13 protein-coding genes are annotated in these 15,009 nt (G+C 59.9%); 11 read left to right on the top strand and 2 right to left on the bottom strand.

The window, feature by feature from the left end; translation table 11 throughout:
* Together hypE and hypF are read left to right on the top strand one after the other, a co-directional pair.
* Nucleotides 1-1,017 carry a hydrogenase expression/formation protein HypE gene (hypE, locus tag MFP24_RS19085; protein ID WP_249232171.1) on the top strand — a complete coding sequence of 339 codons (1,017 nt, stop codon included), beginning with the start codon at nucleotides 1-3 and terminating at the stop codon, nucleotides 1,015-1,017.
* A 330-nt stretch (nucleotides 1,018-1,347) separates the two neighbouring features.
* Nucleotides 1,348-3,684 (top strand): carbamoyltransferase HypF, encoded by a 2,337-nt coding sequence (gene hypF / locus MFP24_RS19080; protein ID WP_249231864.1) that lies wholly within the window; start codon nucleotides 1,348-1,350, stop codon nucleotides 3,682-3,684.
* On the opposite strand, the gene MFP24_RS19075 is transcribed toward hypF, so the two are convergent.
* Both MFP24_RS19075 and MFP24_RS19070 read right to left on the bottom strand, forming a co-directional pair.
* A complete protein-coding gene (locus MFP24_RS19075; protein ID WP_249231863.1) occupies nucleotides 3,675-3,818 on the bottom strand; it encodes a hypothetical protein in 144 nt (47 codons plus the stop codon). The genes hypF and MFP24_RS19075 overlap by 10 nt on opposite strands.
* An 11-nt stretch (nucleotides 3,819-3,829) precedes the next feature.
* Nucleotides 3,830-4,105, bottom strand: coding sequence for a hypothetical protein (locus MFP24_RS19070; RefSeq protein WP_249231862.1), 276 nt, complete (start codon nucleotides 4,103-4,105; stop codon nucleotides 3,830-3,832).
* A 760-nt stretch (nucleotides 4,106-4,865) separates the two neighbouring features.
* Here MFP24_RS19070 and hutW point away from each other — a divergent pair.
* From hutW to fdhE, 9 genes are all read left to right on the top strand, one after another.
* A complete protein-coding gene (hutW, locus tag MFP24_RS19065) occupies nucleotides 4,866-6,179 on the top strand; it encodes a heme anaerobic degradation radical SAM methyltransferase ChuW/HutW (protein ID WP_249231861.1) in 1,314 nt (437 codons plus the stop codon).
* A gap of 13 nt (nucleotides 6,180-6,192) precedes the next feature.
* Entirely contained in the window at nucleotides 6,193-6,687 is a 495-nt protein-coding gene (gene hutX / locus MFP24_RS19060) for a heme utilization cystosolic carrier protein HutX (protein WP_249231860.1), read from the top strand.
* Nucleotides 6,684-7,313 carry an NAD(P)H-binding protein gene (locus tag MFP24_RS19055; RefSeq protein ID WP_249231859.1) on the top strand — a complete coding sequence of 210 codons (630 nt, stop codon included), beginning with the start codon at nucleotides 6,684-6,686 and terminating at the stop codon, nucleotides 7,311-7,313. Before hutX ends, MFP24_RS19055 begins: the two co-directional genes overlap by 4 nt.
* Before the next feature lie 147 nt (nucleotides 7,314-7,460).
* Nucleotides 7,461-7,943 (top strand): YlaC family protein, encoded by a 483-nt coding sequence (locus tag MFP24_RS19050; RefSeq protein WP_249231858.1) that lies wholly within the window; start codon nucleotides 7,461-7,463, stop codon nucleotides 7,941-7,943.
* A gap of 106 nt (nucleotides 7,944-8,049) precedes the next feature.
* Nucleotides 8,050-8,772, top strand: a complete 723-nt coding sequence (locus tag MFP24_RS19045) for a glutamine amidotransferase (RefSeq protein WP_249231857.1) — start codon at nucleotides 8,050-8,052, stop codon at nucleotides 8,770-8,772.
* Nucleotides 8,773-9,254: 482 nt separating this feature from the next.
* The gene (fdnG, locus tag MFP24_RS19040; RefSeq protein WP_249231856.1) at nucleotides 9,255-12,302 is read left to right on the top strand and encodes a formate dehydrogenase-N subunit alpha; all 3,048 of its coding nucleotides are present in this window, start codon (nucleotides 9,255-9,257) and stop codon (nucleotides 12,300-12,302) included.
* Between the two features lie 12 nt (nucleotides 12,303-12,314).
* A complete protein-coding gene (gene fdxH, locus MFP24_RS19035) occupies nucleotides 12,315-13,238 on the top strand; it encodes a formate dehydrogenase subunit beta (protein ID WP_249231855.1) in 924 nt (307 codons plus the stop codon).
* Nucleotides 13,225-13,854, top strand: coding sequence for a formate dehydrogenase cytochrome b556 subunit (gene fdoI / locus MFP24_RS19030; protein ID WP_249231854.1), 630 nt, complete (start codon nucleotides 13,225-13,227; stop codon nucleotides 13,852-13,854). The genes fdxH and fdoI overlap by 14 nt, the downstream gene beginning before the upstream one ends.
* Before the next feature lie 5 nt (nucleotides 13,855-13,859).
* Nucleotides 13,860-14,786: a formate dehydrogenase accessory protein FdhE gene (fdhE, locus tag MFP24_RS19025; RefSeq protein WP_249231853.1), complete on the top strand. Its 927-nt coding sequence runs from the start codon at nucleotides 13,860-13,862 to the stop codon at nucleotides 14,784-14,786.
* Nucleotides 14,787-15,009 lie beyond the last annotated feature (223 nt).

The raw sequence follows: 15,009 nt of genomic DNA, 5'->3' as shown, positions 1-15,009 counted from the left end.
ATGCAGCCAAAAGAAATTACCCTGGCGCACGGCAGCGGCGGCCGGGCGATGCAGCAGTTGATTGAACAGCTGTTTTTGCAGGCGTTCGACAATCCGCTGCTGGGGCAGCGGGAAGATCAGGCCAGACTGCCGCTGGCGCCGTTGACGCAGCAGGGCGATCGGCTGGCGTTCACCACCGACAGCTACGTTATCGATCCGATTTTTTTCCCCGGCGGGGATATCGGCAAACTGGCGGTGTGCGGCACGGCGAATGATATCGCGGTCAGCGGGGCGACGCCGCAGTATCTCTCCTGCGGTTTTATTATCGAAGAGGGATTTTCCGGCGCCGACCTGCGCAGGATCGTGGAATCCATGGCGCAAACCGCCCGCGACGCCGGGATACAGATCGTCACCGGCGACACCAAAGTGGTGCCGCGCGGCGCCGCCGACAAAATCTTTATCAATACCGCCGGGATCGGCGTGATTCCGACGGATATTCGCTGGGGCACCGGGGAGATTCGTCCGGGGGATAAGATTATCGTCAGCGGTACGCTGGGCGATCACGGCGCCGCCATTCTTAACCTGCGCGAACAGCTGGGGCTGGAGGCGGAGCTCGCCAGCGACTGCGCGGTGCTGGCGCCGTTGATCGCGCCCCTGCGCGAAATCGCCGGGGTGCGCGCCCTGCGCGACGCCACCCGCGGCGGGGTGACCGCCATACTGCATGAGTACGCCCAGGCCAGCGGCTACGGCATGGAAATCAACGAAAGCGCGTTGCCGCTGAAGCAGGCGGTACGCGGCATTTGTGAAATACTGGGGCTGGAGGCGCTGAATTTCGCCAATGAGGGCAAGCTGGTGCTGGTGGTGTCAACCGAGGCTGAAAACGCCGTATTGGCCGCGCTGCGCGCGCATCCGCTGGGCCGTGACGCGGCGACCATCGGTTCGGTGACGGAGAAACCGCAGGTTCGCCTGTGCGGGGTGTTCGGCGCCTCGCGGCTGCTGGATCTGCCGCATAACGAGCCGATGCCGAGGATTTGCTAGGTGCCATTTTTCAGCTATATGCAAGCATAGGTGATCATTTCGTGCGTGGTAAGTAGCGGTATTTCTCTGTGAATATCGCGCCACGCCCGACATAGGGCAGCTCAAACGCCGCTTGCCCTATGAACCCAGGCTGGTGGTTGAAATTGTGTCGCTGGCGCGATACCTTCGGCGCCAGTGAATGCTTATCGAGCCGCCAGTGACGCGCTCCCGGCGCGGCACTGGCTTTCGCGACGTCCTGTCGCTCACTCGGCATTCACTGCCACCTCAGCACAATTTCTTACGCCACAAACACAAAAGAAGATTCCGTTTTGATACATTCGTGGAGATATTTTGGGTAAGAACGGCATTCAGATCCGCGTAAAAGGCAAAGTGCAGGGGGTGGGGTTTCGCCCTTATGTCTGGCAGTTGGCGCAGCAACTGAAGCTGTGCGGCAGCGTCAGCAACGACGGCGCCGGGGTGCTGATTTATCTTTACCAGTCGGAAAATATTGAAGGCTTTATCGAGGCGCTGTCGGCCGGGTGCCCGCCGCTGGCGCATATCGACAGCATTACCCGCCAGCCGTGGCGGTGGACGGCCATACCTACGGCGTTCGTCATCGAACACAGCGGCGCCGGGCGGATGGATACCCAGGTGGTGCCGGACGCCGCCACCTGCGAGGCGTGCCGGCGCGAACTCAACGACCCGGCCAATCGCCGCTATCGCTATCCGTTTATCAACTGCACCCACTGCGGTCCCCGCTTTACCATTATCCGCCGGATGCCCTATGACCGCCCGTTTACCTCCATGGCGGATTTTCCGCTGTGTCCGCAATGCCTGGACGAGTACCGGCAGCCGGCGGATCGGCGTTTTCACGCCCAGCCCAACGCCTGCCCGCAGTGCGGTCCGCAGGTCTGGCTGGAGAATGCCGCATCGCAGCGACTGGCCGCGGGGGAAGACGCCATCCGCCAGGCCGCCGGCGCCCTGCGGGCGGGGAAAATCGTGGCGATTAAAGGGATTGGCGGCTTTCATCTGGCCTGCGACGCCACCAATACCCAGGCGGTGCAGCGCCTGCGCCAACGCAAGCATCGTCCCGGCAAGCCGTTGGCCGTGATGGCGCCGGACGCCGCGTGGCTTGAGAGATGCGCCGCCGTCGACGATATGCCCGCGGCGCTGCGGTTGCTGCAAAGCGCCGCCGCGCCGATTGTGCTGCTGCCCTGGCGTGAGGACGGCCCGCTGTCGGCGTCGGTCGTCCCCGGCCTGTCCGAGGTCGGGCTGATGCTGCCCGCCAACCCGTTGCAGCATCTGCTGCTGGCGCAGGTTAATCTGCCGCTGGTGATGACCTCCGGCAACGCCAGCGGCAAGCCTCCCGCCTTGAGCAATGCGCAGGCGACGGAGCAGCTCGGCGCCATCGCCGATCGCTGGTTAATGCATAACCGGGATATTGTGCAGCGGGCCGATGACTCGCTGGTCAGGCTGCGCCACCAGGGGTTATTCAAGAGCGGGGCGGAAATGCTGCGCCGGGCGCGCGGCTACGTGCCGGACGCCCTGCCGCTGCCGCCGGGGTTTGCCGGCCAGCCTGCGCTGCTGGCGCTGGGGGCGGATTTAAAAAACACCTTTTGCCTGCTGCGTGATGAAAACGCGGTGGTCAGCCAGCATCTTGGCGATCTGGAAGACAGCGATGTCGAGCGGCAGTACCAGCAGTCAATCGACCTGTTTGAGGATATTTACCGTTTTACCCCCGGCGCGCTGACGGTTGATGCGCATCCCGGCTATATCAGCCATCGCCTGGGCAAACGGCTGGCCGAACAGCGGCAGATTCCCTGTATTGAGGTGCTGCATCATCACGCCCATATCGTCTCCTGTCTGGCGGAACATCAATGGCCGCGCGACGCCGGACCGGTTATCGGTCTGGCGCTGGACGGCATCGGCTATGGCGCCGACGGCCAGTGGTGGGGCGGGGAGTGTTTGCTGGCGGACTATGCCCAGTGCCGTCATCTCGGCGGCTTGCCCACCGTGGCGCTGCCCGGCGGCGATCTGGCCGCCCGCCAGCCGTGGCGCAACCTGCTGGCGCAGTGGCTGCGTTTTGTTCCTGACTGGCAATCGCTACCGCAAGCCGCGGCGATCCCTGCGTCCTCAGCCGCTTTGCTGAGCAGGGCGATTGCGCGCGGCATCAACGCGCCGCCGGCCTCATCCGCCGGACGGTTATTTGACGCCGTCGCGGCGGCAACGGGATTTCCGCACGAGGCGCAAAGCTGGGAAGGGGAGGCGGCCTGCTGGCTGGAGTCGCTGGCGTGGCGCAGCGAGCGATTTCAGCGTCAGCGGGCGCAGTGGCGGCCGCCGGTCGCGCTGCCGGTGCTGGCGGACGGCAGGCTGGATCTGGCGACCTTCTGGCGACAGTGGCTGGATTACCGCGCCGCGCCCGCCGACAGGGCCTATGCGTTCCATTACGCGCTGGCGCAGGGATTTGCCGCCCTGGCCCGGCGTACCGCCCGGCGGCACGGCATCCATACGGTGGCGCTGTCCGGCGGGGTGATGCATAACCGCCTGCTCTCCGTGCTGTTGCATCAGCAGCTGTCGGGGCTGACGGTGCTGCAACCGCAGCGGCTACCCGCCGGCGACGGCGGGCTGTCGCTGGGACAGGCGCTGATCGCGGCGGCGCAATTAGCGCCTGCGGGCGCTCAGGGGTAAAATCCCCGATTAAGCGCCTGCACCGCTTCGGCCACGCGCGGCCCCATTCCCAGTAAAATGGCCTGTTCGAGCGCGATAATGCGCTGAGTCTTCCAGGCCTGGGTTTGCACGATCCCCGACACGGCCCTTTTCATACTCTGCTCCGTCAGAAAGAGAAAGAGGCGCCGATGGCGGTGCTGAAACCGGATGCCGGAATGCTTTCATGCGCCGTGGTGTCGCGTTTATCCAGCAGATTATTCAGTGCCAGCGTGACCTGATACTGGCTTTCGTCACCGAAGGTGCCGGTCAATTCCAGATTGGCGGTGGCCCAGCCGCTGTGGCGGGTTTCGCTATCCACGGTGTGATCTTTGGCGCGCGAGGCGGCGCGCAGATAGAAGTCGGACTCCAGCTCCCCCCCCGTTAGAACCTGTCTCTTATACACAAATTCAAGGAACCTCTAGAGGCCATGTGTATTCTGGTCTTGGGTTCATTCTTGGTTCTTTGTTTTTTGCTTTTCGTCGGCGTAAGAAATCACGCTGAGGTGGACGACCCCGCGAATGCGCCGCAGGGAAGCGGCGCAAGCCAGTGTCGCGTCGGGAACGCGTCACTGGCGGTTCGGGAAAGGGGGCGACCGCCGAAGGCATCGCGTCAGCGACGTGATTTCAGCCACAGCCCGGGTCCGGAGGGTGGTGGCGCTTGAACCACCCTGCGTCGGGCGCGTGCTGCGACATAGCATAGAAATGACGGCCTTCTAGCGCACGAAATAGCGCTGAACTCACATATACCGTTAACAGTATATGTGACTAAGAGACAGCCGTTCGAACAGGGTAGTGTTCTTTATCCCGAAGCGGGCGGAAATTAAACTTCAGAGAGTTTTCGATTATGTGATTCGTATCGCATTTTTATCTGGTAAAGCACTTGCGATATTTTTTGATTTGCCAGGTTAATTAATTTTAATACGGGGGTTTTTATTTTCATTTTTATAACATTATTAAACGTTAATCCGTCTAACATAATGAAAAAGATAAAGAATAAAAAAGTAATTTGTAGGTTTTATTTTAAATAAAATATGTAAATAGGTTAATTGAAAGCAAATCCGCCGCTAAAATAAACTATCGCCCGCCAGGGGGAGTTCGGGCGCGTTGATAAATAAAAATAATTATCATCTAATTATTCTATTGCCTTTGAAGGGATGGATATAAATGAACATCGATTTGACGCCCTATTATGCCCAGCCCGGCGCCCAACCGTTTGGCGCGCGGCGCATGGCCATGCCCTGGCGCAACCATGTGCCGCTGTCGGCCGAACAGATCCCCGCCGGCTGGCACGCCTTGAAACAGCAGGTTTTACCCGCCCGCAAGCGTCTGCTGTATTTGCATATTCCTTTCTGCGCCACCCACTGCACCTTCTGCGGTTTCTATCAGAATAAACTGCGTGACGACAGTACCGAAACCTACACCCGCTACCTGCTGCAGGAACTGGCGATGGAGGCGGACAGCCCGCTGCATCAGGCGGCGCCGATCCATGCGGTCTATTTCGGCGGCGGTACGCCGACGGCGCTGGCGGCGAGCGAACTGGCGCGGATAATCACCGCCATCCGCACCTCATTGCCTCTCGCCCCCGACTGCGAAATTACGGTCGAAGGCCGGGCGATGGATTTTGACGATGCGCGCATCGACGCCTGCCTGGACGCGGGAGCCAACCGTTTTTCCATCGGCATTCAGACGTTTGACAGCCGTATTCGCCAGCGCATGGCGCGCACCTCGGATAAACGGCAGTCCATCCGCTTTCTGCAGCGGCTGTGCCAGCGCGATCGCGCCGCGGTGGTGTGCGACCTGATGTTCGGTCTGCCGGGGCAGACGCCGGCGATCTGGCGGGAAGATCTGGCGATTGTCAGCGATCTTCCGCTGGACGGCGTCGATCTCTACGCCCTGAATCTGTTGCCCACCACGCCGTTGGCGAAAGCGGCGGAAAATAAGCGGGTGGAACTGCCGGATGTCGCCGCCCGGCGTGATTTTTACCGTACCGGCGCCTCCTTTCTGGCGGACGCCGGCTGGCATCAGTTAAGCAACAGCCATTGGGCCAGAACCACCCGCGAGCGCAATCTGTACAACCTGCTGATAAAGCAGGGCGCGGACTGTCTGGCGCTGGGCAGCGGCGCCGGCGGTAACCTGAACGGCCAGTCGTATATGATGGAGCGCAGTCTGGAACGCTATTATCAGACGCTGGATGGCGGGCGCAAGCCGATCATGATGATGACGCCCGCCAGTCCGGCCGGTCCCTGGCAGCATCAGCTGCAGGCCGGCATCGAGGTCGGCCGGGTGAGCTTGCCGCAACTGACCCGGCGCGCCGGCGAGCTGCAGCCGTTGCTGACCCAGTGGCACCAGGCGGGGCTGACCCGCGATGACTCCACCTGTCTGCGTTTGACCGACGACGGCCGTTTCTGGGCGAACAACCTGATGCAGGCGCTACAACAGATTATTCCGCAGCTTGATGCCGAAGAACACGCCCACTAACAGGAGACGAACCATGACATTGCATGAATTATTGGCGACCGAGCCGGATGGCGCGCTGGAAGATATCGCCGCTCAGTATGACGCCTCGCTGTTCAACGTGGTTAAGGCGCTGCCCGCGGCGCAGCGTATCCTGGTCGCCGGCGAGCGGTTCGACCAGGTCTGGGAGGCGATTGCCGGTTGGGGGGAAGTGACGTTAATCAGCCATACGGCGGACGCCATTCTGGAATTTAAAGGCGAATTGCCGAGCGGCACGCACCGCCACGGTTACTTTAACCTGCGCGGCAGGAATGGGCTGAGCGGGCATATTCGGGCGGTAAACTGCCGGCATATCGCTTTTATCGAGCGCAAGTTTATGGCAATGGACACAGCGTCTGTGGTGTTTTTTAATGCCGCCGGAGCTGCTATGTTTAAAATCTTTGTCGGACGGGATAGCCATCGCCAGCTGTTAACCAATCAGGTTGAGGCGTTCCGTACCTTGGCGCTTGAGCTACAGCCGGAGCAGGTATGACGTGGTTACTCTTTGGAGCGGGTCAGGGAGTGGGGCGCTGTTTGTTGCAGCGCGCCATTGAATGCGAGCAGCCGGTGGTGGCGGTGCTGCGTAACGCCGAACAGGTCGCGCACTGGCGCGGGCAGGGCGTCACCGTGGTGCAGGGCGACGCCCTCGACGCCGACGCCGTGGCGCAGGCCTGCCGCCTGGCGGGGCGAGCGGCTATCGTCGTCTCGACCATGGGCGGCGGCGAGGTGAACTATCAGGGCCACCGGGTGGTGATTGACGGCGCCGAGCAGGCCGGGATAAAACGTATGCTGCTGGTGACCTCCATGGGCTGCGGCGAGCAATGGCCGTTGCTGTCGCCGCGCGCCAAAGCCGCTTTCGGCCTGGCGGTGCGGGAGAAGTCGCTGGCGGAAAGCTGGCTGCAGACCAGTTCGCTGGATTATTGCATCGTCCGCCCGGGGGGATTGCTGGATGTGGTCGCCACGCACAATGCGCAGCTGACGCAGGGCAACGCGGCGCTGGGCCTGGTCTCCCGTCAGGATGTGGCGCTAAGCGTCGATCGGCTCTTACAGCAGCCGGTATTTGGTAATCAGATTTACAGCCTTATCGATCCGGAGCTTGAACTGCCTTTGATGCCATAACCCATTGCGCCGCCGCCGGGTAAATTGCCCCTGTTATCTTTTTTCGGTCTATGCTTTAGTCAGGACGTAATGTTGTATTTTTGTTAATTGCGCGTCGGCGCAATTTTTGCCCTGAAATCAATATTGGTAAGCGTAACGGTGGCGGTAATGGATGAAGTGAAACGCATTCTGAGCGAAGAAATCGATAGAATTAACCGGGAAGAAAAACGCGACGATAATAAGATCAGATTCAGCCGGAAATTTATGCAGTCACATCCCTATCTTTTTTCCACGATGTTGATTAGCTACATTCCGGTTGCGGCCATCCTGCTTTATGCCCCTTATTTCGGCTGGCACTACGCCGTCGGCTTTACCGTCTTTGTGCTGGTGATGGTACTGGCGTTGTCGCTGGACATTCGCCCCAAATATCGCTTTGAAGATATCGACGTGCGCGATCTGCGTATCTGCTATAACGGCGGCTGGTTCACCACCCGTCGCTTGTCGGCGGCGGCGGTGGATAAGCTGCTTAACAATGAGCATATTCCGCCCGACGTGAAAACGGGGATAGACAAAATCCTGCACCACAAAGGCAGGGTGGTTTTTAACGACGTCTTCTCGCTGGCCTATCGCCAGCCGCCGCCGGCGGCGTGAGTTCTGTACTGCCGTAACGGCTCAATGCTACGATGATATCGCCCGCTTAGCGCTACGAGCGGCGGGATATCCCGTTAATTTCAGCTACCACAGGCAGAAAAGGAAGATGAGCGAGAAGGCGTTGTTGATTATTCAGATGGGCGAGCCGCCGGAAGATATTGCGGCTCAGGTCGGGCAGCAGGGGAAATGGTTCGCCGATGCGCTATCGGAGCGGCATGATGCGCTGCGGGTGATCCGCCCGGATCGCGGCGAGGCGCTGCCGCCGTTTGAGCAGGTGTCGGCGGCGATTATTTCCGGCTCCTGGGCGATGGTCACCGATCGGCTGGAGTGGAGCGAATATACCGCCGGCTGGATGCGCGAAGCCTTTCACGCCGATGTGCCGATGCTGGGCGTCTGCTACGGGCATCAGCTGCTGGCGCATGCGCTGGGCGGCACGGTGGGCGACAACCCCAACGGCCCGGAGTTGGGCATTCAGACGGTAACGCTGCACCCGGCGGCGGAAAAATCGCTTTGCCTGCGACATCATCCTTCACGGTTCGCCGCCTATCTTACCCACCGTCAGTCGGTGCTGGCCGCGCCGCCGGGGGCGGAGATTCTGGCCGCGTCGCAGATCGACCGCTGCCAGATCATTCGCTACAGCGATAAGGTGCTGAGCGTACAGTTCCACCCGGAATTCAATGCGCAGATCATGCTGGCCTGCTTGCGGCGCAATGAGGCCCGGCTGCGTGAGCTGGGCTTTGACGTTGAGCGCATGATGCAACTGACCGACGAACCGGTATGGGCGCGTAAAATCCTGCTGGATTTCGTTCAGCGGTATGCCGCCCGCTAGCCGCAGGTCCCCGCCTACTACCGCGGGGACGACGGTTGTTGTATTTGGGACGAGATGTTGAGCCTCCATCGTCGTTCCCGCGCAGGCGGGAATCTTCTTTCTCTCCGCATTATCTCAAGTAAAGACGCTTCATCACGCAGATGAGAAGCGGTTGTTCTCCGAGTCGCCTGTTACTTTATGTGCGCGCCCAAATAACATCACGCATTCAATTTTTATATAAACCAATCCCTCTCCCATTCCCGAAATAATTCAAATGATTATCACCTGTATTATCAATCAATAAGTTTGTGACGAGCTACGCAAATAACGTCGATTTTGTGATGAAATTGTTATTATTTAGATAAAAATTTGAGCTTTTATTAATCCACATCATAATACCTATAGTTAATGGGGTTTTGGGCTGGTCTAACCATCGCTTTATTCCATCTTATAAAAAGAAGAGTTTCATTTACTTGTGAGCCATGTAGTGCGAGGAACTTTCCATGCAGGTCAGCAGACGACAATTTTTTAGAATATGCGCGGGCGGCATGGCCGGAACCACGGTCGCGGCGCTGGGTTTTTCGCCCGCCGCCGCACTGGCGGAAACCCGGCAATATAAGCTGTTGCGCGCGAAGGAGACGCGCAATAACTGCACCTATTGTTCGGTCGGGTGCGGCATTTTGATGTATAGCCTGGGCGATGGCGCCAAAAACGCCAAACCCTCCATTTTTCATATCGAAGGGGACCCGGACCATCCGGTGAGCCGCGGCGCACTGTGTCCGAAAGGGGCGGGGCTGATTGACTATATTCATAGCGACCAGCGGCTGAAATATCCCGAATACCGCGCGCCGGGCTCGGATAAATGGCAGCGCATCAGCTGGGGGGACGCCTATGAGCGCATCGCCAAACTGATGAAGGCCGACCGGGACGCCAACTTTATCGAGAAAAACGACGCCGGGGTGACCGTTAACCGCTGGCTGACCACCGGCATGCTGTGCTCGTCGGCGGCGAGTAATGAAACCGGGATGCTGGACTTCCGCTTTACCCGCGCGCTGGGGATGCTGGGCATTGATACGCAGGCGCGCCTCTGTCATGCCCCCAGCGTATCGGCGCTGGCGCCGACCTTCGGCCGCGGCGCCATGACCAACAACTGGGTCGATATCAGAAACGCCAACGTGGTGCTGGTGATGGGCGGCAACCCGGCGGAGGCGCATCCGGTGGGCTTCCGCTGGGCGGTGGAAGCCAAAATCAAAAACGGCGCCAAGCTGATAGTGGTCGACCCGCGCTTTAACCGCACCGCATCGGTCGCCGATCTTTACGCCCCGATCCGCGCCGGTTCAGACATTACTTTCCTGCTGGGGGTGATTCGCTATCTGCTTGGCAACAATAAGGTGCAGATGGAGTATGTGAAGTCCTACACCAACGCCAGCCTGCTGGTGCGCGAGGACTACCGTTTCGATGACGGTATTTTCAGCGGCTACGACCCAGAAGCGCGCAAATACGACCGCGCCTCCTGGCACTACGAACTGGATGAAAACGGCTTCGCCAAACGCGATACCACCCTCAGCCACCCGCGCTGCGTCTGGAACCTGATGAAGCAGCACGTGGAGCGCTACACGCCGGAAGTGGTGTCCAGCATCTGCGGCACCCCGCAGGACGAGTTTCTCACCATCTGCGACATTCTGGCCTCCACCTGCGTGCCGGACCGAACGGCGACCATTCTGTATGCGCTGGGCTGGACGCAGCACACCACCGGTTCGCAGATGATCCGCGCGGCGGGGATGATCCAGCTGCTGCTGGGAAATATCGGCATGATCGGCGGCGGCATCAACGCGCTGCGCGGCCACTCCAATATTCAGGGCTACACCGATCTGGGGCTGCTCTCCCTGCGCCTGCCCGGCTACATGGATCTGCCGTCGGAAAAACAGACCACCTTGCAGGACTATCTGGCGCAAATCACGCCGCAGGCGCTGCTGCCGGATCAGGTCAACTACTGGAAAAACACCCCGAAATTCTTTATCAGCCTGATGAAAAGCCTGTACGGCGATAAGGCGCGCAAAGAAAACGACTGGGGATTCGACTGGCTGCCGAAGTGGGATCAGAGCTATGACGCGCTGAATTTCACCCAGCGCATGATCGAAGGCAAGGTCAACGGCTATATCGCCCAGGGATTTAACCCGATAGCCGCCTTTGCCGACTCCAACAAGGCGCGCGATGCGCTGAAAAAACTGAAATTTCTGGTGATTATCGACCCGCTGGCCACTGAAACTTCCAATTTCTGGCAAAACCACGGCGAGTTGAACGAGGTGGACCCGGCGCAAATCCAGACGGAGGTTTTCCGTCTGCCTTCAAGCTGTTTCGCCGAGGAAAACGGATCGATCGTCAACTCCGGCCGCTGGCTGCAGTGGCACTTCAGCGGCGCGGAGCCGCCGGCGGAAGCCCGGCACGACGGGGTGATTCTGGCGGGAATTTTCCTGCGTCTGCGGGAGTTGTACGCCACAGAGGGCGGCGCCAATCCTGAACCGGTGCTTAATATGGCGTGGAATTACCGCGACCCGGAAGATCCGACGCCGGAAGAGGTGGCCAAAGAGGGCAACGGCTACGCGCTGGAAGATCTTTACGACGAACAGGGCAACCTGGTGCTGAAAAAAGGCCAACTGCTGGCCGACTTTTCGCAGCTGCGCGACGACGGCACCACCGCCAGTTTCTGCTGGGTGTACACCGGCTGCTGGACCGAGCAGGGCAACCAGATGGCGCGGCGCGACAACGCCGATCCCTCCGGCCTGGGCAGCACCCTCGGCTGGGCCTGGGCCTGGCCGCAAAACCGCCGCATTCTGTATAACCGCGCCTCGGCGGACGAACAGGGCAACCCCTGGGACCCGAAACGCGAACTGATTCGCTGGAACGGAGAGCGCTGGACCGGCATCGACACCCCCGACTACGGCAATGCGGCTCCCGGCAGCGGCGTGGGGCCGTTTATTTTACAGGCCGAGGGACTGGGGCGCCTGTTCGCCATCGACAAGCTCGCCGACGGCCCGTTCCCGGAACACTACGAGCCGGTGGAATCGCCTCTGGCGAAGAGTCCGCTGCATGAAAACACGCGCTTTAATCCGGCGGCCCGGCTGTTTGACGCCGATCGCCAGCGTATGGGCGACGCGGCCGAATTTCCCTATGTGGCGACCACCTACTCCATTACCGAACTGTTTCGCCACTGGACCAAACACGCGCGCCTGAACGCCATTGTCCAGCCGGAGCAGTTTGTCGAAATCGGCGAAGCGCTGGCCGGGCAGAAAGGCATCCGCGCCGGCGATATGGTGAAGCTCAGCAGCAAACGCGGCTATATCAAGGCCAAAGCGGTGGTCACCAAGCGCATCCGCACGCTGATGATCGAAGGCCGGGCGGTGGAAACCATCGGCGTGCCCTGTCATTGGGGATTTGAAGGCACCACGCAGAAAGGGTTTCTGGCCAATATCCTGACGCCGCACGTCGGGGATGCCAATACCCAGACGCCGGAATACAAGGCGTTCCTGGTTAATCTGGAAAAGGCGTAGCGGAGGACGATTATGGCCTTGCAATCACAAGATATTATCCGTCGCTCGGCGACGAATTCCCTGACGCCGCCGCCGCAGGCGCGCGATCATCAGGAGCCGGTCGCCAAACTGATCGACGTCACCACCTGTATCGGCTGTAAGGCCTGTCAGGTCGCCTGCTCCGAATGGAACGATATCCGCGACGACGTGGGACATAACGTCGGCGTGTACGATAACCCCACCGACCTGAGCGCGAAATCCTGGACGGTGATGCGTTTTTCGGAGGTGGAAGAGAAAGGCAAGCTGGAGTGGCTGATCCGCAAGGATGGCTGCATGCACTGCGCCGATCCGGGCTGCCTGAAAGCCTGCCCGGCGGAAGGGGCGATTATTCAGTATGCCAACGGCATCGTCGATTTCCAGTCGGAACAGTGCATTGGCTGCGGCTACTGCATCGCCGGCTGCCCGTTTGACGTACCCAGAATGAATAAACAGGACAACCGCGTCTACAAATGCACCCTGTGCGTCGATCGCGTGGCAGTCGGTCAGGAGCCGGCCTGCGTCAAAACCTGCCCGACCGGCGCCATTCATTTCGGCACCAAGGCGGCGATGAAGGATCTGGCGGCGGAGCGGGTAAGCGAACTCAATACCCGCGGCTATGAAAATGCCGGGCTGTATGACCCGGCCGGCGTGGGCGGCACCCATGTGATGTATGTTCTGCACCACGCGGACCGTCCGCAGCTCTATCACGGCCTGCCGGATAACCCCAGCATCAGCCCGACGGTAACCTTCTGGAAAGGGATCTGGAAACCGCTGGCGGCGATTGGCTTTGCCGCCACCTTTGCCGCCAGCGTATTCCACTACGTCGGCGTCGGCCCGAACCGCGTCGAGGAAGAGGAAGACGACGAACGGGAAACCGACGAGGCGCATCATGAGGACAAACAGCATGAAAAAGAGTAAGCGGATTCAGCGCTATAGCGCGCCGGAGCGCATTAATCACTGGATTGTGGCCTTCTGCTTCGTGTTCGCCGCTATCAGCGGTCTGGGTTTTTTATTTCCCTCGCTCAACTGGATGCTGCATATTCTGGGCACGCCGCAGCTGGCGAGAATCGTGCATCCCTTTGTGGGGGTGGTGATGTTTATCGCTTTTCTGTTAATGTTTTTCCGCTACTGGAAACACAACCTGATTAACCGCGACGATATCGAATGGGCGAAAAACATCCATAAGATTGCCAAAAATCAGGAAGTCGGCGACACCGGCAGGTATAATTTCGGTCAGAAATGTGTGTTCTGGCTGGCGATTATCAGCCTGATATTGCTGCTGGCGAGCGGCATTGTGATGTGGCGGCCGTACTTTGCCGACGCATTTCCCATTCCGCTTATCCGGCTGGCCCTGCTGGTGCATTCTCTGGCGGCGGTAGGGCTTATTCTGGTGATCATGGTGCATATCTATGCGGCCTTATGGGTGAAGGGAACCATTACCGCCATGGTGGAAGGCTGGGTGTCTACCTCCTGGGCGAAGAAGCATCATCCGCGCTGGTATCGCGAGCTACAACGTAAACAACAGGAAAAATAGCCCTGATGAGTATCCGCATTGTTCCTCAGGAACAGTTAGAAAGTAATGAAAAATCGAACGCGGCGGGAAATATTCCACCGCTGCTGTTCGCCAATCTGAAAAGTTTATACGGCAGCCGCGCCGAGCGTTTGCGACAGCTGGCGCAGGATCATCCGCTGGGCGACTATCTTGCGTTTGTCGCCGGCGTGGTGGACGCCCAGCGCAAAGTGCTGCACGACCATCCGCTGCGGATGGATCTGACCGAGGTGTTAAAGCAGGCCGGCAATCGTCCGCCGCTGGATATCGAGGTATTTCCGCGCGATGCGCACTGGCACACCTTGCTGCGCGCGCTGATCGAAGAGCTTAAGCCCGGAGCCGACGGACAGGTGCTGGCCACGCTGGAAAATCTGGAAAAGTCGTCGGCTCAGGAGCTGGAAACTATGGCGAGCGCGTTGTTCAGCCATCAGTTCAGCGCGGAAAATAACGACAAGGCCCCGTTTATCTGGGCGGCGCTGTCGCTGTTCTGGGCGCAGATGGCGGCGAACATTCCCGGCAAAGCCCGCGCGGAGCCGGGCGAGCACCGCCAGTTCTGCCCGGTGTGCGGCAGCATGCCGGTGTCCGGCGTGGTGCAGCTGGGCGCAGGCAGCGGGCTGCGCTATCTGCACTGCAACCTGTGCGAAAGCGAGTGGCATATGGTGCGGGTGAAGTGCAGCAACTGCGAAGAGTCCGGCGATCTGAATTACTGGTCGCTGGACAGCGAAAACGCGGCCATCAAGGCGGAAAGCTGCGGCCACTGCGGCACCTATCTGAAAATCCTGTATCAGGAAAAGGATCACCGCGTTGAGGCGGTGGCCGACGATCTGGCGTCGCTGGTGCTGGATGTGAAGATGGAGGAAGAGGGTTTTTCCCGCAGCAGCATTAACCCGTTCCTGTTCCCGGAAAGCGCCATCTGACCCGCGAATTGGCGGGGATATCCCCGTCATTCCCCGGTTACCCGACCACCCCGGTCATCCCCACGGAAAATTACTCCCCATCATCCCCGCAGTCATCTCCGTCATCCCCGCAGTCACCTCCGTCATCCCCGCAGTCACCTCCGTCATCCCCGCAGTCACCTCCGTCATCCCTGCGGCAGTAGGCAGGGATCTGCTTCCGCTGGCGGCTCGGTGTTGCTGAGAT

The sequence above is a fragment of the Brenneria tiliae genome (genome assembly GCF_023347575.1).
Taxonomy (GTDB): domain Bacteria; phylum Pseudomonadota; class Gammaproteobacteria; order Enterobacterales; family Enterobacteriaceae; genus Brenneria; species Brenneria corticis.
This window is presented reverse-complemented; position numbering and strand designations above follow the sequence as displayed.

Coding starts and splice junctions, on each gene's coding strand:
- hypE (WP_249232171.1), top strand. CDS start 1: ATGCAGCCAAAAGAAATTACCCTGGCGCACGGCAGCGGCGGCCGGGCG.
- MFP24_RS19075 (WP_249231863.1), bottom strand. CDS start 3,818: ATGAAAAGGGCCGTGTCGGGGATCGTGCAAACCCAGGCCTGGAAGACT.
- hutW (WP_249231861.1), top strand. CDS start 4,866: ATGAACATCGATTTGACGCCCTATTATGCCCAGCCCGGCGCCCAACCG.
- hutX (WP_249231860.1), top strand. CDS start 6,193: ATGACATTGCATGAATTATTGGCGACCGAGCCGGATGGCGCGCTGGAA.
- MFP24_RS19055 (WP_249231859.1), top strand. CDS start 6,684: ATGACGTGGTTACTCTTTGGAGCGGGTCAGGGAGTGGGGCGCTGTTTG.
- MFP24_RS19050 (WP_249231858.1), top strand. CDS start 7,461: ATGGATGAAGTGAAACGCATTCTGAGCGAAGAAATCGATAGAATTAAC.
- MFP24_RS19045 (WP_249231857.1), top strand. CDS start 8,050: ATGAGCGAGAAGGCGTTGTTGATTATTCAGATGGGCGAGCCGCCGGAA.
- fdnG (WP_249231856.1), top strand. CDS start 9,255: ATGCAGGTCAGCAGACGACAATTTTTTAGAATATGCGCGGGCGGCATG.
- fdxH (WP_249231855.1), top strand. CDS start 12,315: ATGGCCTTGCAATCACAAGATATTATCCGTCGCTCGGCGACGAATTCC.
- fdoI (WP_249231854.1), top strand. CDS start 13,225: ATGAAAAAGAGTAAGCGGATTCAGCGCTATAGCGCGCCGGAGCGCATT.
- fdhE (WP_249231853.1), top strand. CDS start 13,860: ATGAGTATCCGCATTGTTCCTCAGGAACAGTTAGAAAGTAATGAAAAA.